21 protein-coding genes, 1 tRNA gene and 1 pseudogene are annotated in these 21,205 nt (G+C 72.3%); 16 read left to right on the top strand and 7 right to left on the bottom strand.

The annotated features are described in order from the left end of the window. Positions 1-49 precede the first annotated feature (49 nt). From topA to IRX98_RS02120, 6 genes are all read left to right on the top strand, one after another. A complete protein-coding gene (topA, locus tag IRX98_RS02145; protein ID WP_224273498.1) occupies positions 50-2,764 on the top strand; it encodes a type I DNA topoisomerase in 2,715 nt (904 codons plus the stop codon). A 52-nt stretch (positions 2,765-2,816) separates the two neighbouring features. Continuing rightward, positions 2,817-3,524: a hypothetical protein gene (locus IRX98_RS02140; protein WP_224273497.1), complete on the top strand. Its 708-nt coding sequence runs from the start codon at positions 2,817-2,819 to the stop codon at positions 3,522-3,524. Between the two features lie 100 nt (positions 3,525-3,624). Then, positions 3,625-4,014 carry a hypothetical protein gene (locus tag IRX98_RS02135; RefSeq protein WP_224273496.1) on the top strand — a complete coding sequence of 130 codons (390 nt, stop codon included), beginning with the start codon at positions 3,625-3,627 and terminating at the stop codon, positions 4,012-4,014. Between the two features lie 46 nt (positions 4,015-4,060). Next, entirely contained in the window at positions 4,061-4,699 is a 639-nt protein-coding gene (tmk, locus tag IRX98_RS02130) for a dTMP kinase (protein WP_224273495.1), read from the top strand. Further along, positions 4,696-5,853: a DNA polymerase III subunit delta' gene (locus tag IRX98_RS02125; protein WP_224273493.1), complete on the top strand. Its 1,158-nt coding sequence runs from the start codon at positions 4,696-4,698 to the stop codon at positions 5,851-5,853. Before tmk ends, IRX98_RS02125 begins: the two co-directional genes overlap by 4 nt. Beyond that, on the top strand, positions 5,850-7,412 hold the full coding sequence (locus IRX98_RS02120; protein ID WP_224273491.1) for an alpha/beta hydrolase: 1,563 nt from the start codon (positions 5,850-5,852) through the stop codon (positions 7,410-7,412). The genes IRX98_RS02125 and IRX98_RS02120 overlap by 4 nt, the downstream gene beginning before the upstream one ends. 64 nt (positions 7,413-7,476) lie before the next feature. On the opposite strand, the gene IRX98_RS02115 is transcribed toward IRX98_RS02120, so the two are convergent. Beyond that, positions 7,477-7,920, bottom strand: a complete 444-nt coding sequence (locus tag IRX98_RS02115; RefSeq protein ID WP_224273489.1) for an OsmC family protein — start codon at positions 7,918-7,920, stop codon at positions 7,477-7,479. A gap of 138 nt (positions 7,921-8,058) precedes the next feature. Between IRX98_RS02115 and IRX98_RS02110 the strand changes: the two genes are divergently transcribed. Beyond that, positions 8,059-8,131, top strand: a tRNA-Thr gene (locus tag IRX98_RS02110). On the opposite strand, the gene IRX98_RS02105 is transcribed toward IRX98_RS02110, so the two are convergent. Continuing rightward, complete coding sequence (locus tag IRX98_RS02105) at positions 8,100-8,588, bottom strand: GtrA family protein (RefSeq protein ID WP_224273488.1); 489 nt, start codon at positions 8,586-8,588, stop codon at positions 8,100-8,102. The two genes, IRX98_RS02110 and IRX98_RS02105, sit on opposite strands and share 32 nt — an antisense overlap. Before the next feature lie 44 nt (positions 8,589-8,632). Between IRX98_RS02105 and IRX98_RS02100 the strand changes: the two genes are divergently transcribed. Genes IRX98_RS02100 through IRX98_RS02085 form a run of 4 tightly spaced genes read left to right on the top strand, consistent with a single transcriptional unit; the run spans position 8,633 to position 12,019 of the window. After that, on the top strand, positions 8,633-9,373 hold the full coding sequence (locus tag IRX98_RS02100) for a (Fe-S)-binding protein (protein WP_372455982.1): 741 nt from the start codon (positions 8,633-8,635) through the stop codon (positions 9,371-9,373). Further along, the gene (locus IRX98_RS02095; RefSeq protein WP_224273486.1) at positions 9,370-10,860 is read left to right on the top strand and encodes a lactate utilization protein B; all 1,491 of its coding nucleotides are present in this window, start codon (positions 9,370-9,372) and stop codon (positions 10,858-10,860) included. Before IRX98_RS02100 ends, IRX98_RS02095 begins: the two co-directional genes overlap by 4 nt. Continuing rightward, positions 10,857-11,441, top strand: a complete 585-nt coding sequence (locus IRX98_RS02090; RefSeq protein ID WP_224273485.1) for a LutC/YkgG family protein — start codon at positions 10,857-10,859, stop codon at positions 11,439-11,441. The genes IRX98_RS02095 and IRX98_RS02090 overlap by 4 nt, the downstream gene beginning before the upstream one ends. A gap of 53 nt (positions 11,442-11,494) precedes the next feature. Continuing rightward, positions 11,495-12,019, top strand: coding sequence for a flavin reductase family protein (locus IRX98_RS02085; RefSeq protein ID WP_224273484.1), 525 nt, complete (start codon positions 11,495-11,497; stop codon positions 12,017-12,019). Here the strand turns inward: IRX98_RS02085 and IRX98_RS02080 are convergent. The 5 genes and pseudogenes from IRX98_RS02080 to IRX98_RS23695 all read right to left on the bottom strand — a co-directional run. Then, positions 11,989-13,605, bottom strand: a complete 1,617-nt coding sequence (locus IRX98_RS02080) for an ABC transporter permease (RefSeq protein WP_224273483.1) — start codon at positions 13,603-13,605, stop codon at positions 11,989-11,991. The genes IRX98_RS02085 and IRX98_RS02080 overlap by 31 nt on opposite strands. Further along, positions 13,602-14,492 carry an ABC transporter ATP-binding protein gene (locus IRX98_RS02075; protein WP_224273481.1) on the bottom strand — a complete coding sequence of 297 codons (891 nt, stop codon included), beginning with the start codon at positions 14,490-14,492 and terminating at the stop codon, positions 13,602-13,604. The genes IRX98_RS02080 and IRX98_RS02075 overlap by 4 nt, the downstream gene beginning before the upstream one ends. A 26-nt stretch (positions 14,493-14,518) precedes the next feature. Next, positions 14,519-15,331: an IclR family transcriptional regulator domain-containing protein gene (locus IRX98_RS02070; protein WP_224273479.1), complete on the bottom strand. Its 813-nt coding sequence runs from the start codon at positions 15,329-15,331 to the stop codon at positions 14,519-14,521. Between the two features lie 3 nt (positions 15,332-15,334). Next, positions 15,335-15,955, bottom strand: coding sequence for an amidohydrolase family protein (locus tag IRX98_RS23700; RefSeq protein WP_372455981.1), 621 nt, complete (start codon positions 15,953-15,955; stop codon positions 15,335-15,337). A gap of 64 nt (positions 15,956-16,019) precedes the next feature. Next, a pseudogene (locus tag IRX98_RS23695) lies at positions 16,020-16,631 on the bottom strand (amidohydrolase family protein); the annotation flags it as partial. A gap of 360 nt (positions 16,632-16,991) precedes the next feature. Here IRX98_RS23695 and IRX98_RS02060 point away from each other — a divergent pair. From IRX98_RS02060 to IRX98_RS02040, 5 genes are read left to right on the top strand one after another with little or no spacing between them, the layout of a single operon-like run. Beyond that, a complete protein-coding gene (locus tag IRX98_RS02060) occupies positions 16,992-18,161 on the top strand; it encodes a CaiB/BaiF CoA transferase family protein (RefSeq protein WP_224273478.1) in 1,170 nt (389 codons plus the stop codon). Next, positions 18,158-18,952 (top strand): citryl-CoA lyase, encoded by a 795-nt coding sequence (locus IRX98_RS02055; RefSeq protein WP_224273477.1) that lies wholly within the window; start codon positions 18,158-18,160, stop codon positions 18,950-18,952. The genes IRX98_RS02060 and IRX98_RS02055 overlap by 4 nt, the downstream gene beginning before the upstream one ends. An 11-nt stretch (positions 18,953-18,963) precedes the next feature. Next, a complete protein-coding gene (locus tag IRX98_RS02050; protein ID WP_224273476.1) occupies positions 18,964-19,842 on the top strand; it encodes a DODA-type extradiol aromatic ring-opening family dioxygenase in 879 nt (292 codons plus the stop codon). Next, positions 19,839-20,198: a hypothetical protein gene (locus tag IRX98_RS02045; protein WP_224273475.1), complete on the top strand. Its 360-nt coding sequence runs from the start codon at positions 19,839-19,841 to the stop codon at positions 20,196-20,198. The genes IRX98_RS02050 and IRX98_RS02045 overlap by 4 nt, the downstream gene beginning before the upstream one ends. An 11-nt stretch (positions 20,199-20,209) precedes the next feature. Next, entirely contained in the window at positions 20,210-21,181 is a 972-nt protein-coding gene (locus IRX98_RS02040) for a quinone oxidoreductase family protein (protein WP_224273474.1), read from the top strand. Positions 21,182-21,205 lie beyond the last annotated feature (24 nt).

Below are 21,205 nucleotides of genomic sequence, written 5' to 3'. Positions count from 1 at the left end.
GTTGCGGCGCTGAGCAACATCGCAGCGCACACCTGAGGGAGCAACAGAAGTGGCAAAGCTCGTCATCGTCGAGTCCCCGGCCAAGGCCCGCACCATCGGCGGCTACCTGGGCTCGGACTACGTCGTCGAGTCCTCGATCGGTCACATCCGCGACCTGCCCAACAACGCCGCGGACACCCCGGCCAAGATCAAGGACAAGCCGTGGGGCCGCCTCGCGGTCGACGTCGACAACGGGTTCGAGCCCTACTACGTCGTGCCCCGCGACAAGAAGAGCCACATCGCCAAGCTGAAGAAGCTGGTGAAGGAGGCCGACGCCCTCTACCTCGCCACCGATGAGGACCGCGAGGGCGAGGCGATCGCCTGGCACCTCCTCGACGAGCTCAAGCCCCCGAAGGGCCTGCCGGTCCACCGGATGGTCTTCCACGAGATCACCAAGCCCGCGATCCTCGCCGCGGTCGACAACCCGCGCCAGATCAATGACGACCTCGTCGAGGCCCAGGAGGCGCGCCGCATCCTCGACCGCCTCTACGGCTACGAGGTCTCCCCGGTGCTGTGGAAGAAGGTCATGTCCGGCCTCTCCGCCGGCCGCGTGCAGTCGGTGGCGACCCGCCTGGTCGTCGACCGCGAGCGCGAGCGGATGAAGTTCCGCGTCGCGTCCTACTGGGACCTCGACGCCACCTTCGACGCCGGCACCGGCCACGACCCGCGGATGTTCCCCGCCAAGCTCTACAGCGTCGACGACGTCCGCGTCGCCCGCGGCTCCGACTTCGACAACACCGGCGAGCTCAAGGGCAAGGCCGAGCGCGTCCACCTCAGCCGCGCCGACGCCGAGGCGCTGGCCTCCGGCCTCACCGACACGGCGTACGACGTCCGCTCGGTCGAGTCCAAGCCCTACCGCCGCTCGCCGTACGCCCCCTTCCGCACCACCACGCTGCAGCAGGAGGCCAGCCGCAAGCTCGGCATGAGCGCGAGCGTGACGATGTCGGTCGCGCAGCGGCTCTACGAGAACGGCTTCATCACCTACATGCGTACGGACTCCACGACCCTGTCGGGAGCGGCCGTCGGCGCCGCCCGCGACCAGGTCCGCGAGCTCTACGGTGCTGAATACCTCCCCGACTCGCCGCGCACCTACGCCTCCAAGGTCAAGAACGCCCAGGAGGCGCACGAGGCCATCCGCCCGGCCGGCGAGTCCCTCCGCACGCCGGCCCAGACGGGGCTGTCGGGCGAGCAGTTCCGCCTCTACGAGCTGATCTGGATGCGCACCGTCGCCTCGCAGATGAAGGACGCGGTCGGCAACTCGGTCACGATCCGCATCGGCGGCGCCGCGGCCGACGGGCGCGACGTCGTCTTCAGCTCCAGCGGTCGCACGATCACCTTCCACGGGTTCCTCAAGGCCTACGTCGAGGACATCGACGACGCGTCCAAGCGCAAGGACGACGCCGAGACCCGCCTGCCCAACCTCACCAAGGGTGCTGCGGTCTCGGCCGCCACGCTGTCGCCGGAGGGCCACGAGACCAAGCCGCCGTCGCGCTACACCGAGGCGACGCTGATCAAGGAGCTCGAGGACCGCGAGATCGGCCGCCCGTCGACGTACGCCTCGATCATCGGCACCATCCTCAACCGCGGCTACGTCTACAAGAAGGGCACCGCGCTGGTGCCGGCGTGGCTGGCCTTCTCGGTGATCCGGCTGCTGGAGGAGCACTTCCCGCGCCAGGTGTCCTACGAGTTCACCGCCTCGATGGAGGACGTGCTCGACGAGATCGCGGGCGGTCGCAAGGACCGCGCCACCGAGCTCGGCGAGTTCTACTACGGCGCCGGCGACGTGGTCGGGCTCAAGACGCTCGTCACCGACCTCGGCGAGATCGACGCCAAGGAGATGGCGACCTTCCCGATCGGCGAGGGCATCGACCTCCGCGTGGGTCGCTACGGCCCCTACGTCGAGGGCCCGGGCGATGACGAGGCCGGCGCGCCGGTGCGCGCCAACGTCCCCGACGACCTCCCGCCCGACGAGCTCACCGTGGCCAAGGCCAAGGAGCTGCTGGCCAACCCGGCCGGCGAGGAGCAGGTCGTCGGCAACCACCCCGAGACCGGCCTCCAGATCGTGGCGAAGAACGGTCGCTTCGGCCCCTACGTCACCGAGGTGCTGCCCGAGGACGCGCCGAAGAGCGCCAAGCCGCGCACCGGCTCGCTCTTCAAGTCGATGACCCTCGACACGGTCTCCCTCGAGGAGGCGGTCAAGCTCCTCGACCTGCCCCGCGTCGTCGGCACCGACGAGGACGGCACCGAGATCACCGCGCAGAACGGTCGCTACGGGCCCTACCTCAAGAAGGGCACCGACTCCCGCAGCCTGACCTCCGAGGACCAGATCTTCGACATCACCCTCGACCAGGCCAAGGCGATCTACGCCCAGCCCAAGCAGCGCGGTCGCGGTGCGGCCACCCCGCCGCTCAAGGAGCTCGGCAACGACCCCGTCTCCGGGCAGCCGGTGGTCGTGAAGGCGGGCCGCTTCGGCGAGTACGTCACCGACGGCGAGTACAACGCCACGCTCCGCAAGGACGACACCGTCGAGTCGATCACCCTCGAGCGCGCGGCCGAGCTGCTCGCCGAGCGGCGCGAGCGCGGTCCGGCGAAGAAGGCGGCCAAGAAGGGCGCGAAGAAGGCCCCGGCCAAGAAGACCGCCGCCAAGAAGACTCCGGCGAAGAAGACCGCTGCGAAGAAGACGGCCGCCAAGAAGACGACGAAGGCCGCGGCGAAGAAGGCCTGACGCCCGTCTCCGTCGCCCACTACGCTGCCGATCACGGCAACGGGGGTAGGGCATGACGACGGTGACGGCGCAGCCGGCGCGGACGGCGTACGACGGGTGGGGCGAGCGCCGCTGGCGGACGACCGGCGGGTTCTTGGGCCTGCTGGCGGTGCTGGTCGCCGTGCTCTTCGTGACGTCCGGCGAGAAGCGCAGCGACTACGGCGACCTCCTTGGCGCAGTTGCGCGGGGCGAGGTGTCTGAGGTCGCCGTGGTCGGCCTCGACGGTGACCAGTGGCAGGGCCGACGCACCGTGGAGCTGCGCTGGACCGCGATGGTGGACCGCTATGCCGAGGTGGTGGTCGTCCGCGACGCCGACGCGCCACCGTCGTCGGCCGGGCGGGTCGTGACCGACCGTGACCCTCGAGCTGTCCTGCGCGCCATCGATCCGGACATCGAGCTTAGCTCCGCCTCCTACGCCGGCGGGTCATCGAGCTTCATGGACTGGCGGGTCGCGGGACCTGGAGCGCTGCTCCCGCTGGTCGCCTGGCTGTCGGTCCTCCTCCTGCTCGTCGGCGGCCCCGCGCCGTGGCGCGCCACCCGGTGGGCGTGGGCATGGATCGTCCTGCTGTGCGGCCCGCTCGGAAGCCTTGCCTACCTCTTGGTCGGCGGTCCGCTGGGCGTGCTACGGCCCCACTCCGGGCACCGACGGCTGACCGGCGGCTGGGCCTTCCTGCTCGCCTGGGTGCTCTTTGCCGGGTGGCGCGAGGCCAACGGGTGGTGACCGTCGTACGGACCCAACGACGCCGTACGCCGCCGGCGCACGCAGGTCGCGACGGCGAGGCCGACCGTTCGGTCCGTTCGGCGGCAGGGAGGGTGAGCGAGTGAAGCGCTGGTGGCTGGCCGCGGCCGTGCTCCTGCTGGCGGTGGGGACCCATGCCCTCGTCGGCCTGTGGACCCTCCTCGAGACCTGCGCGGTCACCGACACCGCGACGGAGGTTCCCGCGCCCGCGTCGGCGCAGGGCCGCGTGTGCGACGCGCAGGACCACTGGCTCAACCTCGCACCGTGGGTCCTCCTCGCCCTCGGCGTCGTCGCCTCGGTGGCGCTCGCCGTCCGACTGGTGGGGTCGCGCTGGCGCTGGGTTGGCCTCACGGCGTGCCTGTGGGTGCCGCTGGTCGTCGCGGGCGCGCTCGCGGTCCCGCCGGACGCGTGCTCGCCGGAGCAGTACGCCGACGCGCCGGCGTACGCCTGCTCCCGGACCGGCAACGGCTGAGCCGGCGCCGCGGCGGGTGTGGGCGCCCGCCCGTAGGGTGTGCCACGTGAGCGCTGGAGTGGTGTCGGAGACCGGGCTCTTCGTCTGCTTCGAGGGCGGCGAGGGAGCTGGCAAGTCGACCCAGTCGCGCCTGCTGCACGACTGGCTGGTCGCGCGCGGCGAGACGGTGCTGCTGACCTTCGAGCCGGGCGACACCCCGGTCGGCAAGGAGCTGCGGCGGATCGTGCTCGACCCGGCCACCGGCGATCTGTCCGACCGCACCGAGGCGCTGCTCTACGCCGCCGACAAGGCCGAGCACGTCGACCACGTGGTGCTGCCCGCGCTGGAGCGTGGCGAGGTGGTCATCACCGACCGCTACGTCGACTCGACCCTGGCCTACCAGGGCGCCGGCCGCACGCTCGACGTCGCCGAGGTGGAGGCGGTCGCTCGCTGGGCCACCCACGACCTGCGCCCCCACCTGACCGTCGTCCTCGACCTCGCGCCGGAGGCCGGCCTGGGTCGCTTCGACGAGCGCGACCGGATCGAGGGGCAGTCGCTGGAGTTCCACGAGCGCGTCCGGCAGGGCTTCCTCGACCTCGCGGCCGCCGACCCGGACCACTACGTCGTCCTCGACGCCCGCGCCCCGATCGAGGAGATCGCCGCCGCGATCCAGAAGCGCATCTCGCTCCTGCTGGGGACGCGATGAGCGTCTGGGACGACCTGGTCGGCCAGCGTGCCGTCCTCGACACGCTTCGCCACGCGGCCGCGGGCGAGGGGATGACCCACGCGTGGCTCTTCACCGGACCGCCCGGATCGGGCCGATCCAACGTCGCGCGGGCCTTCGCCGCGGCGCTGCAGTGCGAGACGCGCACCGGGTGCGGCGAGTGCGAGGCATGCCGTCTCGGCATCAAGGGCTCGCACCCCGACATCAAGTGGGTGCGTTCCGAGACGTCCGTGCTCTACGTCGACGACATGCGCGACCTCGTGCAGGCGGCGGCGAAGTTCCCGTCGGTGGGTCGCTGGCAGATCGTGGTCATCGAGGACGCCGACCGCCTCGGCACGCCCGAGAACCCGCGCACCGGCAACGCCCTGCTCAAGGCGATCGAGGAGCCCACCCCGCGCACGGTCTGGCTGCTCTGTGCGCCGACCCGTGCCGACGTGCTGCCCACGATCGCCTCCCGCTCGCGCCACGTCACCCTCGCCACCCCGACCGGCGAGCAGATCACCGACTTCCTCGTCCGGTCCGGGATCGACGCCACAGTCGCGTCCTTCGCCGCGCGCGCCAGCCAGGGCCACATCGGCCGGGCCCGCGCCCTCTGCGTCGACGAAGGCACCCGGAGCCGGCGCCGCGAGATCGTGTCGCTGCCCGCGCGGCTGACGGGCATCGGGAGCTGCATGACCGCGGCCACCAACCTCAACGAGCTGGCCAAGGAGGAGACCGAGGCGATCACCGCCGAGACCGAGCAGCGCGAGCTGAAGGACCTCCAGTCGATCTTCGGCAACGAGCGCAAGGACCTCGCCAGCCGCTCCTACCGCGCTGCCCTCTCCTCGCTGGAGAAGCTGCAGAAGCAGAAGGCCAAGCGCCGCGTGCTCGACGTCATCGACCGGGCGCTGATGGACCTCGTCTCCGTCTACCGCGACGCCATCGCGCTGTCGATGGGCGCCCCGGGCATGCTCGTCAACGAGGAGCTGCGCGGCGACGTCGAGACCATCGCGCGCGCCGCGACGTCCGAGGAGCTGCTGCGCATGATCGACGCGATCTTCACCGCCCGCGAGCAGATGCTGGAGTTCAACGTGCCCCCACAGCTGGCCCTGGAGTCGATGATGGTCGCGCTGCGACTGCCGGCAGGTCGTCCGTGAAGCGGGTCGTCGCCGTGATCGCCGTTCTCGTCCTCGCGGTCACCACCTTCGCCGCCGTCGGGCTCGCGATCCGCGGTGCGCTGCCCGACGACAGTGGCCCCACCGCGCAGCCGACGCCGTCGCCCACCACGCCGCCGCCCGCGTCGGTCACCGAGGCGCCCGCGCCGGACCTCGCCGACCTCTACTCCCAGCGCATCGACTGGCAGCCGTGCGAGAGCAACGACGACCACGACTGCGGCTTCCTCACCGTTCCCGTCGACTACGCCGAGCCGCAGGGCGAGACCATCGACCTCGCGCTGCTGCGCGTGCCCGCCAGCGGCGAGCGCGTCGGCTCGATGGTGGTGAACCCCGGCGGCCCCGGCGCCCGCGGGACGACGTACGCCGCTGCTGCCGGGCAGGTCTTCCGCGAGCCGCTGCTCCAGGGCTTCGACGTCGTCGGCTTCGACCCCCGCGGCGTCGGCCGCTCCGCCCCGATCGACTGCCTCAGCGACGAGGAGCTCACCGCCTCCCTGGCCGGTGACCCGACCCCGGACACCCCCGAGGAGCAGGCCGCCTTCAAGGACGGTGTGCTGTCCTACGGCGACAAGTGCGTCGAGAACTCCGGCCCGGTCATCGGGCACGTGACCACCGCCGAGGCCGCCCGCGACATGGACGTGCTCCGCGCGGCGCTGGGGGAGGAGACGCTGACCTACTTCGGCGCGTCCTACGGCACCAAGCTCGGCGCGACCTACGCCGAGCTGTTCCCCGAGCAGGTCGGGCGGTTCGTGCTCGACGGCGCCGTCGACGTCGCGCTCGACCCGCAGTCGCTGTCGCTCGACCAGGCCGAGGGCTTCGAGACCGCGCTGCGCGCCTACGTGCAGAACTGCGTCGACTCCACCGACAACTGCTTCCTCGGCGACAGCGTCGAGGAGGGCCTCGACACGATCACCGGGCTCCTCGACACGATGGAGGAGGAGCCGCTGCCGGCGGGCGACCGCGAGCTCACAGTCGGCAGCGCGTTCTACGGCATCATCACGCCTCTCTACAACCGCGACTACTGGTTCCTGCTCAGCACCGCGCTCGCCTCGGCCCTGGAGGGCAAGGGCTCGGCGCTGATGCAGCTCGCCGACGCGTACGCCTCGCGCAACGCCGACGGCACCTACCTCGACAACTCGGTCGAGGCCAACTACGCCATCAACTGCCTCGACGACCCGACGTCGGTGCCGTTCGGCAAGGTGCCGTCGCTGTTCGAGGTCTTCGAGGAGGCGTCGCCGACGTTCGGGCGCGTCTTCGCCTGGGGGATGACGAGCTGCCGCGGGATCGCGGTGACCTCGAGCGAGGAGCCGCTGACGATCCGCGGCGAGGGCGCCGCGCCGATCGTCGTGCTCGGCACCAGCCGTGACCCTGCGACACCGCTGAAGTGGGCGCGCACGCTCGCCGGCCAGCTCGACTCCGGCGTGCTGGTCGAGCGCGACGGCGACGGCCACACCGCGTACAACGCCGGCAACGAGTGCATCGACACGCTCGTCGAGGACTACCTGCTGGCCGGCGACGTGCCGCCTGGCGGCACGACCTGCTGAACGTCATACGGACCCGCACCCATGGGTGCAGGTCCGTATGACGCAGAGAGGTGCGGCGGCGAGGTCAGCCCTCGAGCGCCGCGTCGAGCGTGATGTCGACGCCTGCGAGCGCCTTGCTGATCGGGCAGCCGGCCTTGGCCTTCTCGGCCGCGTCCTTGAAGCCGGCCTCGTCGAGGCCCTCGACCTCACCGCGCACGGTGAGCTTGATGCCGGTGAGCTTGAACCCGCCGGCCTCCTTATCCTCGCCGAGCGCGACGTCGGCGGTGACCTCGAGGGACTGCGGGGTGCCGCCGGCCTCGGCGATGAGCGCCGAGAGCTGCATGGCGTAGCACGAGGAGTGCGCAGCAGCCACGAGCTCCTCGGGGCTGGTGGTGCCTCCGGCCTCCTCTGCGGCGCGCTTGGGGAACGAGACGTCGTACGTCCCGACGCCGGAGCTGGTCAGCTCGACCTGGCCGGAGCCGTCCTGCAGTCCGCCGTTCCAGGCGGTGCGTGCGGAGCGAGTGGGCATGGATCCTCCTCGTTGAAAGTTCTACGGACGCCTCGACCCTAGCCCGGCCGTCCACGGCGGGGCGGGGCTGATTTCAGTCCCGGGGCGCGCGCTCCGTATACTCGCCCGCGGTCCACTGAGCACTCCTCGGCGGACCACGCCGCCTTAGCTCAGTCGGTAGAGCGAGTCACTCGTAATGACTAGGTCGTCGGTTCGATTCCGACAGGCGGCTCTGACGCCCCCGGGGACCCGAGACCCTGGGGGCGTCTTCTATTTCGACCCACCATGACCACGCGGAACACGAAGAACCGTACGAGGCCCGTGCCGAGGTTGGCTGCGATCAGCACCGCCACCTCCTGCGTGCGCGATGGCGCGTCCACCAGCGCCCCCAGCAGCCACAGCGATCCGGCCGTCACGGCGAGGCTGAAGCCCAGCAGCGCCAGGCCCAGCGCCTGGTGGGTCGCGGTCCGCTCCGTGCCCCGGACGCCGAAGGTGATCCGGCGGTGCCCGAAGGTGCCGGCGATGGTCGACAGCACCAGGGCGATCGCGTTCGCCGGCTGGGCGCTCAGCTCCGCGCGCAGCAGGACGTAGAGCAGTCCGTAGAGCACGTTGAAGGCGCCGCCCACGCACGCGAAGACGACCAGCTGGACGAGGATCGCCTTCAACCGCGCGACATCGACCCGGCCCATGGCGCGAGGCTACTCGGCACGCGTCCGTGGCAGGATGCCGAGGCGTGAGAATCGCCCTCCAGATCACCTGCGTCAACGACGCCATGTTCCCCGACACGGGGAAGGCCGTCGTGAGGCTGCTGCGCCGTCTCGGCGTCGAGGTCGACTTCCCACGGGAGCAGACGTGCTGCGGGCAGCCGATGGTGAACACCGGCTACCTCGACGAGGCCGTCCCGGTCGTACGCCGCTTCGTGGACGCGTTCGCCGGCTACGACGCCATCGTGACGCCGTCGGGGTCGTGCGCGGGATCGGCGCGCCACCAGCACTCGATCGTGGCCGAGCGCTCGGGTGACCCGGCGCTGGCCGCCGCGGTCGCGGAGACCGGGCCGCGGACGTACGAGCTGTCCGAGTTCCTCGTCGACGTGCTGGGCGTGACCGACGTGGGGGCCTACTTCCCGCACCGGACGACCTACCACCCGACGTGCCACAGCTTGCGGATGCTCGGGGTCGGTGACCGGCCGACGCGGTTGCTGGAGGCGGTGCGCGGGATCGAGCTGGTCGACCTGCCGCACGCGACGGAGTGCTGCGGCTTCGGGGGCACCTTCGCGCTGAAGAACGCGGACGCCTCGATCGCGATGGGCGCCGACAAGGCGCGCCACGTGCGCGACACCGGCGCCGAGGTGCTGGTCGCGGGCGACAACTCGTGCCTGATGCACGTCGGGGGGATGCTGTCGCGCCAGCGCGCGGGTGTGCGGGTCATGCACCTGGCCGAGGTGCTGGCCTCGACCGAGGAGGACGAGGGATGAGCGGGACGTTCGTCGGGATGCCGGCCTTCCCCACCGCCGCGCGCGAGGCGCTCGGCGACACCCAGCTGCGCCGCAACTTGGCCCACGCCACCCACGTGATCCGTGACAAGCGGGCGAAGGTCGTGGCCGAGGTTGAGGACTGGGAGGAGCTGCGGCTCGCTGGGGCCGGGGTGAAGGAGGCCGCGCTGCGCGACCTCGCCACCCACCTGGAGACGCTCGAGGCGTCCTTGGTCCGCGCCGGCGCGACCGTCCACTGGGCGCGCGACGCCGAGGAGGCGTGCGCGATCGTCGCGCAGGTGACGAAGGCCCACGGCGTCGACGAGGTGGTCAAGGTGAAGTCGATGGCCACCGCCGAGATCGGCCTCAACGAGGCGCTCGAAGCCGAGGGCATCGCCGCGTGGGAGACCGACCTGGCCGAGCTCATCGTGCAGCTCGGCGACGACCTGCCGTCGCACATCCTGGTGCCGGCGATCCACCGCAACCGCGCCGAGATCCGTGAGATCTTCCTGCGCCGCATGGGCGACGTGGGCCGTCCCGCCCCGGTGGACCTGACCGACGAGCCGGCGGTCCTGGCCGCCGCCGCCCGCGCGCACCTGCGCGAGAAGTTCCTGCGCGCGAAGGTCGCCGTGTCCGGCGCCAACTTCGCGGTCGCCGAGACCGGCACCCTCGTGGTGGTCGAGTCCGAGGGCAACGGGCGGATGTGCCTGACGCTGCCCGAGGTGCTGATCAGTGTCGTCGGCATCGAGAAGGTCGTCGCGACCTGGGCCGACCTCGACCCGCTGCTGCGGCTGCTGCCGCGGTCCTCGACGGGCGAGCGGATGAACCCCTACACCTCGACCTGGTCCGGCGTGACGCCCGGGGACGGCCCGCAGGAGGTGCACGTCGTGCTGCTCGACAACGGCCGCACCCGTGCGCTGGCCGACGACGTCGGCCGCCAGGCGCTGCGCTGCATCCGCTGCTCGGCGTGCCTCAACGTGTGCCCGGTCTACGAGCGCGTCGGCGGCCACGCCTACGGCTCGGTCTACCCCGGCCCGATCGGCGCGATCCTCAACCCGCTGCTCCACGGCGTCTCCGACGAGCAGACCGCGTCGCTGCCGTACGCCTCCTCGCTGTGCGGGGCGTGCTTCGAGGTCTGCCCGGTGCGCATCGACATCCCGTCCGTGCTGGTCGACCAGCGCGCCGCCGTCGTCGACTCGCACCGCGGCGACCGAGTGCCCAAGGCCGAGGCCGTCGCCATGAAGGCGGCTGCGTGGGCGTTCTCCGACTCGCGCCGGCTGGCGTGGGCCGAGAAGGCGTCGGGCCTGGGCGGCCGTCTCCTGCGCCGCTTCGGTCGTACGACGCTCCCCGGCGGCCGTGCCGCAGCGGGCCGACTGCCCGGTCCGGCCGCGGGCTGGACCGGTGCGCGCGACCTGCCCGCGCCTCCGGAGGAGTCGTTCCGCGACTGGTGGGACCGCACCGACGGCGGACGCGACGGGGGAGCTCGATGAGCGCGCGCGACGACATCCTGCGAGGGGTGCGCCAGGCGCTGGCCGGTGTCTCCCCGGCCGTCGAGGTCCCGGCCGCGCCGCGAGTGCCCGACCGCGGCGACCTGGTCGCGCTCTTCGTCGAGCGCGTCGAGGACTACCGCGCCGTGGTCACCCGCTGCGCTCCGGACGAGGTCGACCAGGTGGTCCGCGACGTGCTCGGGTCCGCCCGCGCGGTCGTGCCACCGGACCTCGGACTCGACCTTCCCGGCGCCGTGGTCGACGACGTCTTCACCGCCACCGAGCTCGACGCGTACGACGCCGTGGTGACCCGTGCGGCCGTCGGGATCGCCGAGACCGGCACCGTCGTGCTCGACCACCAGCCCGACCAGGGCCGGCGTGCGATCACCCTGGTGCCCGACCTGCACGTGTGCGTCGTCGACGGCGGCCAGGTCGTCGCCGACGTGCCCGACGCGATCGCCCTGCTCGACCCGGCGCGACCGCTCACCTGGATCAGCGGTCCGTCGGCGACCAGCGACATCGAGCTCGATCGCGTCGAGGGAGTCCACGGTCCGCGGACGCTCCACGTCGTCCTCGTGGGGTGAGGTGTGCCACGACCGCTGGTGCTGAAGTACACCTGAACTCGTACGGTCGTGTCATGCACCGTCCCGCCATCGCCCCAGCACAGGTCGAGCTCTTCAAGCACGCCTTCCGTCGGCACGCCGCTGGCGTGTGCGTCGTGGTCGTGCACGACGACGCCGGCCCCGTCGGCGCGACGATGACCAGCGTGGCGTCGGTGAGTGCCGATCCCGCGGTTGTCTCGTTCTCGGCGGCGAGCTCCAGCCGGCTCGCGCTCGCGCTCGCTGACGGTGCGGAGGTGAGCGTGTACGTCCTCAGCGCGGCGCAGCGCCCGGTGGCCACGGCCCTGGCCAAGCCGGGGCCGGACGCGTACGCCGCGGACCTCGGCTGGGTCGCCGGACCCGACGGACGGCTGGCGCTGACCGGCGCGGCGAGCCAGCTGCACGGTCGGGTGGTGACCCGGGTGCCGGCCGGAGCCTCGGTGCTGGCCCTGATGGAGGTCGACGAGGTGGTGGTCGGGGACCCGGACGTGCGCCCGCTGGTCCACCACGACCGCGACTACTGGGAGCTTGCTCAGCCCGTGACGGCGTCCCGCCTGCGGTAGCCCCACAGCCCGGCCGCGACGAGCGCTGCGGTCAACAGGAGCAGGCCGGTGTAGGGCACGACCTCGAAGTCGTCGACCGGCACCGCTGCCAGGTGCCAGAACGGTGAGATGGCCTGGACGGCGTCGGGGAGCCCGAGGAGCTGTCCGAGGATGACCTGGAGGGCGATGAGCGCGACCGCGGCCCAGGCGAGCCCGGTCCCGCGGGGGAGCAGGCCGTGGAGCGCCACGGCGAGCGCGCCGACGACGAGCGTGCCCGGCAGGTAGGCCAACTGGCCGCCGACCTGGGGGAGCACCCGGTCCCACTCGCCGCTGCCGACGCCGTAGCCGACAGCGAGACCGAGCCCCATGAGGACGGTCAGCTTGGCTGCGGCGATCAGCGCCACGGCGGTGGTCGCCGCCATCCAGCTCGTCCGGCTGACCGGCGTCGCCAGCACCATCTCGGTGCGGCCGGCCTCCTCCTCCGCGCGCAGGCGCAGCACCGAGGAGACGACGAAGCCGCACGCGATGACGGCCATGAAGAGGTAGATGTAGCCCAGGAAGGCGTCGACCAGCGCGTCCTCGGCCGCCTGCCCGGACGCGCCGACGACGTCGGCCATCTCGGGGTTGGAGGCGATCAGGTCGGGCACGGTCGGGATCACCGCGCCGTAGAGCATCCCGAGCAGGAACAGCCCGACCGCCCAGCCGAGGAGCAGGCCGCGCTGGAGGCGGGCAGCGACGCCGAACGGTGTGCTGAGCAATCGGCCCGCGCGGGCCGGCCCGGGCCGGGTGGCGAGCAGGCCGCCGCCGAAGTCGCGGTGCGCCATCAGTCGTGCGGCCACCGCCAGCAGGAGCGCGGTGAACCCGAGCAGCAGCGCGGCCGGCCACCAGCGCTCGTCGCCGAAGGCGTCCATGCCCTGCGCCCAGCCGAAGGGGGAGAGCCACACGAGCGCGTTGTCCTCCATCGCGCCGAGCCCGCGCACGAGGTAGCCGACGGCGACGGCGGCGCCAGCGAGGCCGAGCGCCCCGCGGGCCGAGGTGGACAGCTGTACGGCGACCAGCGTCACGGCGGTGTAGGCCACCCCGAGCAGTGCCAGCCCGGTGCCGTACGTCAGGCTTCCGCCGGCGTCCAGCCCGGCGGCGAGCATCGAGGTCGTGGTGATCGCGCCGACGAGCAGCGCGGTCGCGACGCCGTAGACGAGACCGGCGAGGGTTGCTGCGTCACGGCCCAGGACCGTCGAGCGGAGCAGCTCGGCCCGCCCGGACTCCTCCTCGGCGCGCGTGTGCCGGACGACGAGGAAGACGACCATCAGGCAGATGCCGAGCTGGGCGACCTGGGAGATCTCGTTGGCGACGATGCCGCCGAGCGTGTCGAGCCCGACCTGGCGACCCGACATCAGGTAGCTCACCGGGCTGGCCCCGACGGTCCGGGCGTAGCCCGCGATCTTCTCCGGGGTGTCGTAGAGCGGCGGCACGGCCAGGGCGCTGGCGACGATCGTGCCGCCGAGGCCGACGACCCACAGTGGCAGCCGCACCCGGTCGCGGCGCAGGACCAGCCGCAGGAGGTGTCCGACGCCGGTCACCGACGTGCTGGACATCTGGGTGCTCACGAGTCGACCTCGTCGCCGTACTGGCGCAGGAAGAGCTCCTCCAGCGTGGGCGGGTGCGCGGCGAGGGAGCGTACGCCGAGCCCGGCGAGCGCGGTGACGGCAGCGTCGAGGTGGTCGGAGTCGACGTCGAAGGTGGTGCGGTTGCCGTGGACCTCGGGGTCGTGGACGCCCGGCACCTGGGCGATCCCGTCCGCCGGCCGGTCGGTCTCGACGATGACGGTCGTGCGGGTCAGGTGACGCAGCTCGGCCAGGGTCCCGGACTGCACGACCCGCCCGGCGCGGATGATGCTGATGCGGTCGGCGAGCGCCTCGGCCTCGGCGAGGATGTGGGAGCTGAGCAGGATGGTCGCGCCCTCCTGCTTGAGCTCGAGGACCGCCTCCTGGAACTCGGCCTCCATGAGCGGGTCGAGGCCGGACGTGGGCTCGTCGAGCAGGTAGAGGTCCGCGCGGCTGGCCAGTGCGGCGACGAGCGCGACCTTCTGCCGGTTGCCCTTGGAGTAGGTGCGCGCCTTCTTCGTCGGGTCGAGGTCGAAGCGCTCGAGCATCTCCGTGCGGCGTGCCTCGTCCAGCCCGCCGCGCATCCGGGCGAGGACGTCGATGACCTCACCGCCGCTGAGGTTCGGCCAGAGGGAGACGTCGCCCGGGACGTAGGCGAGCCGGCGGTGCAGGGTCGCTGCGTCGTGCCACGGGTCGCCGCCGAGCATGGTCGCCGTGCCGGAGTCGGCCCGCAGCAGTCCGAGCAGGACCCTGATAGTGGTGGACTTGCCGGCGCCGTTGGGCCCGAGGAAGCCGTGCACCTCGCCCTGCTCGACGGTGAGGTCGAGGTGGTCGAGAGCGTGGGTGGGGCCGAAGGTCTTCACGACGTCGTGCAGCTCGATGACAGCCATGGCCCGAGTCTGGCACCTTGCGCGCGTCAGCTGAGCGCTGCTGCGACCTCGGTGTGCGGGCGTGACTGCCACAGCGCCCAGTCGGCGCTGACCTCGCTGGCGGCGCGGACGAGCTGCGGGAGGTGGTCGTCGACCAGCGTCTCGCGCGACGTCTCGGCGGCGTGCACGGTGACGCTCATGGCCGCGTGCACCTCGCCCTGACCGTCGCGCACCGGGACGGCGATCGACCGGACCCCGGGGGCCAGCTCCTCGTCGGCCAGTGCCCACCCGCGGGCCCGCACCTGGCTGAGCTCGTCCATCAGCTCCTCGACGCTGCGCCCGGCGTACGGCGCCAGGCCGGCGCGGCTCGGGACCTCGAGCACGTCGGCGACCTTCCGGGGCGGCAGCGCGGCGAGCAGCACCTTGCCCTTGGACGTCTGGGCGGCGGGGAAGAGGGTGCCGATCTCCACGCGCAACGCGATGATCTTCGGCACCGACACCCGGGCGGTGTAGACGATGTCGGAGCCGTCGAGCTGCGCCAGCGACACCGACTCCCCGATCCGCGCGACGAGCTCCTCCATGTGCGGGCGGGCGACGTCCCAGAGTCCCAGCGAGCCGACGTACGCCATCCCGAGTCCGATCACCCGCGGCGTCAGCGTGAAGGCGCCGTCGCGCGAGCGGACGTAGCCGAGCTCCTCGAGGGTCAGCAGCAGCCGGCGCGCCGTCGGACGCGCCAGACCGGTGGCGGTCGCCACCTCCGAGAGCGTCATCGACGGCCGCTGGGGGCCGAAGCCGGCCAGCACGTCGAGCCCGCGGGCCAGCGACTCCACGAAGTCGGGCCCGCTGCCTCGACCGGCCATGGGCTACCTCCCCGAGTTCGGCTCGCCGAAGACCGTACCGCGTGCGCCGTGCGTGGTGTCGGAGCGGTAGTCGGTGTACTGGTAAGGGTTGTCGAGCACCTTGTCGTCGTCGCCGCCGGGCAGGTCGGGGTTCATGCCCTGCTGCCAGACCTCCTCGCCCATCGACGAGCGGAGGTGGTCGACGGTGTTCGCGACGTCGGTGCGCACGGACGCCAGGTCCGCGCCGACCAGTCGGTGGTCGCGCTTCACGACGCGACCGTCGACGACGACCGTGTGCACGTCCCCGCGCTGGGCCTGGAAGGCCACGTGGCCGTAGGGGTTCAGCAGCGGGAAGGACACGGGGGAGTCGTCGTTCTTGATGAGCACCACGTCAGCCTTCGCGCCGGCGGTGAGGTGGCCGAGGTCGTCGCGGCCCAGCGCGCGGGCACCACCGCGGGTCGCCCAGTCGACGACCTGCTCGGCGCGCAGGTGCGAGTGGGTGACGGTGTCGCCCGCCGCGTGCGCCTCGAGGTGCTCGCGCGAGCGGTCTGCGCCGAGCGTGGTGCGCATGGCGCTGAACAGGTCGCTGCTCCACCACACCGAGGTGTCCATCGACAGCGAGACGGGGATGTCGTGACGGCGCACCTGCCAGGTCGGGGTAGCCCTGGCCCGCGCTCTGCTCGGACTCCGTCGACACCGAGATGGACCCGCCGGTGGCGGCGATGCGGTGGTAGCTGTCGGTGGTCAGCGTCGCGGCGTGGACGTAGACGGTGTCGGGCTGCATGAAGCCGTGCTCGTGCATCAGCCGGATGCCGTCGTCGTTGGTCGCGCCCCACACCCCGGCGTGGGTGGTGACGGGGAGGCCGAGGTCGCGGGCGAGCTCGAAGGCCGCCTTCTCGGGGAAGGCCGGGTCGCCGGTGACGTCGAAGGCGAGCTGGAAGCCGAGCATGTCGCCGTCGGAGCCGCGGTTGCGGTCGAAGAAGGACCGGACCGCGGGGTCGGCCGTCCACTCCCACGGGGCCGCCTGGATGTTGCCGTAGGCCAGGACGAAGCGGCCCGGCACCGCGCGCAGCGCGTCGACGGCCGCCTCCGCGTGGTCGACGGTCTGGAGGCCGTGCGACCAGTCGACGGTGGTGGTGACCCCCGCCTCGAGCGCGTCCCAGGCCGAGAGCAGGTTGCCGGCGCGGACGTCCTCGGGGCGGAACTTCGCGCCGTGCTCGAGGTAGTACCAGACGAAGTACTGCGTGAGGGTCCAGTCGGCGCCGTAGGCCCGCATCGCGGTCTGCCACATGTGGCGGTGGGTGTCGATCATGCCCGGCATCACGATGCCGCCGCTGGCGTCGATGACCTCCGCGCCGTCGGGGGCGGACAGGCCGCGTCCCACCTCGGCGATCCGGTCGTCGACGACGAGCAAGTCGGCGTCGGACAGCACGGTGTGCTGGTCGTCCATGGTGAGCACGGTGCCACCGGTGAAGAGCACCGGCCGGCGGTCGGGGGTGGGGGGCATGTCGACCCGCTCCTGTTCTCGGACGTGTGTCCGTATGACGGTCGTTGTGGTGCACATCACTGTGATCCCGAGGTCCGGCGGATGTCAAGGGGGAGCCTTGACAAGTCGACACGAGCGTGCGAACACTGTCCGGACCACTTGCGGACACATGTCCGCCGATTGCGGGAGGCATGCGTGAGCGACGCACCAGAGTCGAAGCACGGCCCACTCGACGGTCTGCTCGTCGCGGACCTGTCCCGGATCCTGGCCGGGCCCTACGCCACGATGCTGATGGGCGACCTCGGCGCGGAGGTGGTGAAGGTCGAGGGACCGCAGGGCGACGACACCCGGTCGTGGCAGCCGCCCGTGCGTGACGGGGTGTCGACCTACTTCCTCGGGGTCAACCGCAACAAGCGCTCGATCGCGCTGGACTTCAAGGACGCTGCGGACCTCGAGGTCGCCCGCAAGCTGGTCGCCCGCGCCGACATCGTGCTGGAGAACTTCAAGCCCGGTGCGCTGGAGCGGTTCGGCCTCGACTACGCCACCGTCTCGGCGACCAACCCGGGCGTGGTCTACGCCTCGATCAGCGGCTTCGGCAGCGGCGAGCAGGGCGCGAAGCTGCCCGGCTACGACCTGATCGTCCAGGCCATCAGTGGGTTGATGAGCCTCACCGGCGACCCCGACGGGCAGCCCTTCCGCGCAGGCATCTCCGTCTTCGACGTCCTGGCCGGCCTCCACGCGACGATCGGCGTGCTCTCGGCGCTGCAGGACCGGCACCGCACCGGCCGCGGGCAGCACGTCGAGGTCAACCTGCTCTCCTCGGCGCTGTCGGGGCTGGTCAACCAGTCCAGTGCCTACGTCGCCGGCGGCACCGTGCCGTTCAGGATGGGCAACTCCCACCCCAGCCTGTTCCCCTACGAGCCGCTGCCCTGCTCCGACCGCGACCTCATCGTCACTGCCGGCAACAACGGGCAGTTCCGCAAGCTGACCGAGGTGCTCGGCGTCCCCGAGCTCGCCGACGACCCGCGCTTCGCCCGCAACGAGGACCGCACCGCCAACCGCGACGAGCTGCGCCCGCTGCTCGTCGAGCGGCTCGCCACCCGCACCGCGCAGGAGTGGTTCGAGGACATCATCGGCGCCGGTGTGCCGTGCGGGCCGATCAACACCGTCGACGGAGGCGTCGCCTTCGCCGAGAAGATCGGCCTCGACCCGGTCGTGACGGTCGGCAGCGGCGACGCCGCGCTCCCGGGCGTACGCCACCCGATCCGCTTCTCCGACGCCGAGGCCCGCTACGACCGACCGCCGCCGGCGCTCGACGAGCACGGTGACGAGATCCGTGCCTGGCTCAACGAGGAGACCCCGTGACACCTGAGTACCCCACCTCCCTCGGCACCTCCACGGCCGACGAGATCCGGCTGCTCGGCCAGGACCTCACCGCCGACCTCATGGGCGAGGTCGGGTTCGGTGAGCTCGCCTTCTGGCTGGTCGCGATGCGCCGGCCCACGCCCTCGGAGACGCGCCTCTTCGAGGCCGTGCTCGTCGCGCTCGCCGACCACGGCTTCACCCCGACCGCCATCGCGGCGCGGCTGACCTACCTCTCGGCCCCCGACTCCCTCCAGGGTGCGCTGGCCGCCGGGCTCCTTGGCGGCGGCTCACGCTTCCTCGGCGTGACCGAGGACTGCGGCGGCTGGCTCCACGACGTGGTCGTCGCCGCGGACGGCGACCTGCCCACCGACGACGCGGGCTACGACGCGCTCGCCCTCGACGCCGTACGCCGCACGAAGGAGTCCGGGCGCTTCGTCCCCGGCCTGGGCCACCCGGTCCACAAGGAGCAGGACCCGCGCACGCCCGTGCTGATGCGCATCGCGGAGGAGGAAGGCCTGCTCGGTCCGCACCTCCGGCTCTTCGCCGCAGTCGGCCGGGCGCACCCCGAGGTGCTGGGTCGCACGCTGCCGCTCAACGGCGCCGGCGTCTGCGGCGCCGCGCTGGCCGACCTCGGCCTGCCGGTGGAGATGCTCCGCGGCTTCGCGCTGCTGGCGCGTGCGGCGGGGCTGCTCGGCCAGATCGCGGAGGAGCAGCGCCGGCCGATCGGCATGGACGCCTACCTGAGCATCGACCGCAACGCGGTCTACGTCGACCCGACCGAGAAGAGCTGAGGACCGCTGCCATGGCCGAGATCGTCGCTGTCATCGCCTCGACGCACCACCCCTTCTACTACCGCGCGAGCACGGCGGTCGGCGAGGACCGGCCGCCCTTCGCCGACGAGTGGGTCCGCAAGATCGAGGCCTTCCGCGAGACGCTGACCCGCGCCCGTCCCGACGTCCTGGTGATGGTGGGCAGCGACCACTTCCACCAGCTGTGGCTGGACAACATGCCCCAGTTCCTCGTCGGCAAGGCGCCCTTCTACGACGCCAACTGGTACAACGAGGAGCGCGAGTTCGGCCTGCCGAAGATGACGCTCGCCGGCCAGGAGGACCTGTCTGCGCACGTGCTGCGCGGCGGCCTCGACCTGGGCTTCGACCTCGCCTTCAGCAACGAGCTGCGCATCGACCACAGCATCACCTGCCCGATCATCACGCTGCGTCCCCAGGCCGACCTTCCGATCGTGCCGATCTACACCAACATCTTCGCCCCGCCGCTGCCGCGTCCCGAGCGGTTCGTCGCGCTGGGCAAGGCGATCCGCGAGCTGGTGGAGTCGTGGCCCTCGGACCAGCGCGTGGCGATCATCGGCACCGGTCACCTCTCCCTCGAGCTCGGTGGCCCGCGCCAGTTCGGCGAGCACGGGCCGGACCCGGAGTTCGACCGGCGCGCGGTGGAGTGGATCGCCAACGGCGACATCGACGGCTGCTGCCGCGAGGTCACCCTCGACAGCCTCCACCTGCCGGGCAACGCGACCCACGGCTTCATGGACTTCATGCTGATGATGGGCGTCGCCGGCGAGGGCGCGAAGGCGCACCACGTCGACTCGCTCGACCTCTTCCACACGATGGAGGCCTACTTCACCTGGTACCCGAACGGGGCGCCCCAGATCGGAGTCACACCGTGAGCAAGTACCTGCTGGACAAGTTCCTGTTCACCGTCGACCGCGACCCGGAGTTGGTCGAGCGCTACCGCGAGGACCCGCGCGGCACGGTCGCGTGGTGGGAGGCGGAGGAGGCCAACCGGCTCCTCAACGCCATCTCCGACGAGCGCTCCACCTGGCTGGCCTTCGACGACGACGAGCGCGAGGCGCTCGCGTCGCACGACCACGTGCGGCTCTTCGAGCTCGGCGCCCACCCGTTCCTGACGCTCACCCTCTTCATCGCGATGTTCGAGCGCGACCACGGACCGATGGAGTACCAGCTGGCCTACGGGGCGGCGATGCAACACCTCTCGCTGCCCTATCCCGACATCTCCACCTGATGCGCGCCGCGGTGCTGCACGCACACGGATCCGCGCCGGCGTACGCCGACCACGCGGACCAGGTGGCGGGCGAGGGGGAGGTGCTGGTGCGCGTGACGGCCGCCCCGGTCGTGCCGCTCGACCTGCTGTGCGCCAGCGGCACCTCCTACTTCGGCGCCCGGGCGCTGCCCTACGTGCCGGGCGTGCAGGGCGTGGGCGAGGTGGTGTCCGGCGGGGACCTGCCGCCCGGGACGCGGGTCTTCGTCGCCACCTCGGCCGGGATGGCCGACGGTGACGGGGCGCTGGCCGAGCTGTGCGTCGTGCCGGCGTCCGCCGTCGTGGCCCTGCCGCGGGAGGAGGCCGACGTCGACGACGTCGCCCTCGCTGCGCTGGGGCTCTCCGGTGTCGCCGCGTGGCAGTCCCTGGCCTGGCGGGCCGGGCTGCGTCCCGGCGAGTCCGTCGTGGTGCTGGGTGCCGGCGGCGCCGTCGGGCAGGCGGCGATCGGCGCGGCCCGGGCCCAGGGGGCGGGACGGGTCGTCGCGGTGTGCAGGTCGGGCGGCTCGGCCGGCCGGGCGCGGGCACAGGGCCCAAACGCAGTGGTCGAGATCGGTGAGCCCGACCCGGCGGGCCTCACGGAGGCGCTCCGCGACGCGCTCCCGGACGGCGCGGACGTCGTCATCGACCCGGTCTTCGGCTGGGTGGCCGAGGCTGCGCTGCCGGCGATGGCTCCGGGTGGACGGCTCGTCAACCTGGGCGGGTCTGCCTCCGACGCCGCCACCCTCTCCTCCGCCGGCCTGCGCGGCCGCGGGCTGTCGCTCCTGGGCTACACCAACAACGCGCTCACCGCGGACCAGCGGGCCGAGGCGCTGGGCGCCGTCGCGCGGCTCGCTGCCGACGGGCTCGTCGGGGTCGCCCACGAGGCACGCCCGCTCGCCGACGTCGAGGAGGTCTGGCGCGCGCAGCAGGCCGGCGGGTCCGGCGTACGCCAGGTGCTGGTGCCCTGACGTCCCGGACCGACCCGGACGAAC

Origin of the sequence: Nocardioides lacusdianchii (genome assembly GCF_020102855.1) — a bacterium.
Taxonomy (GTDB): domain Bacteria; phylum Actinomycetota; class Actinomycetes; order Propionibacteriales; family Nocardioidaceae; genus Nocardioides; species Nocardioides lacusdianchii.
This window is presented reverse-complemented; position numbering and strand designations above follow the sequence as displayed.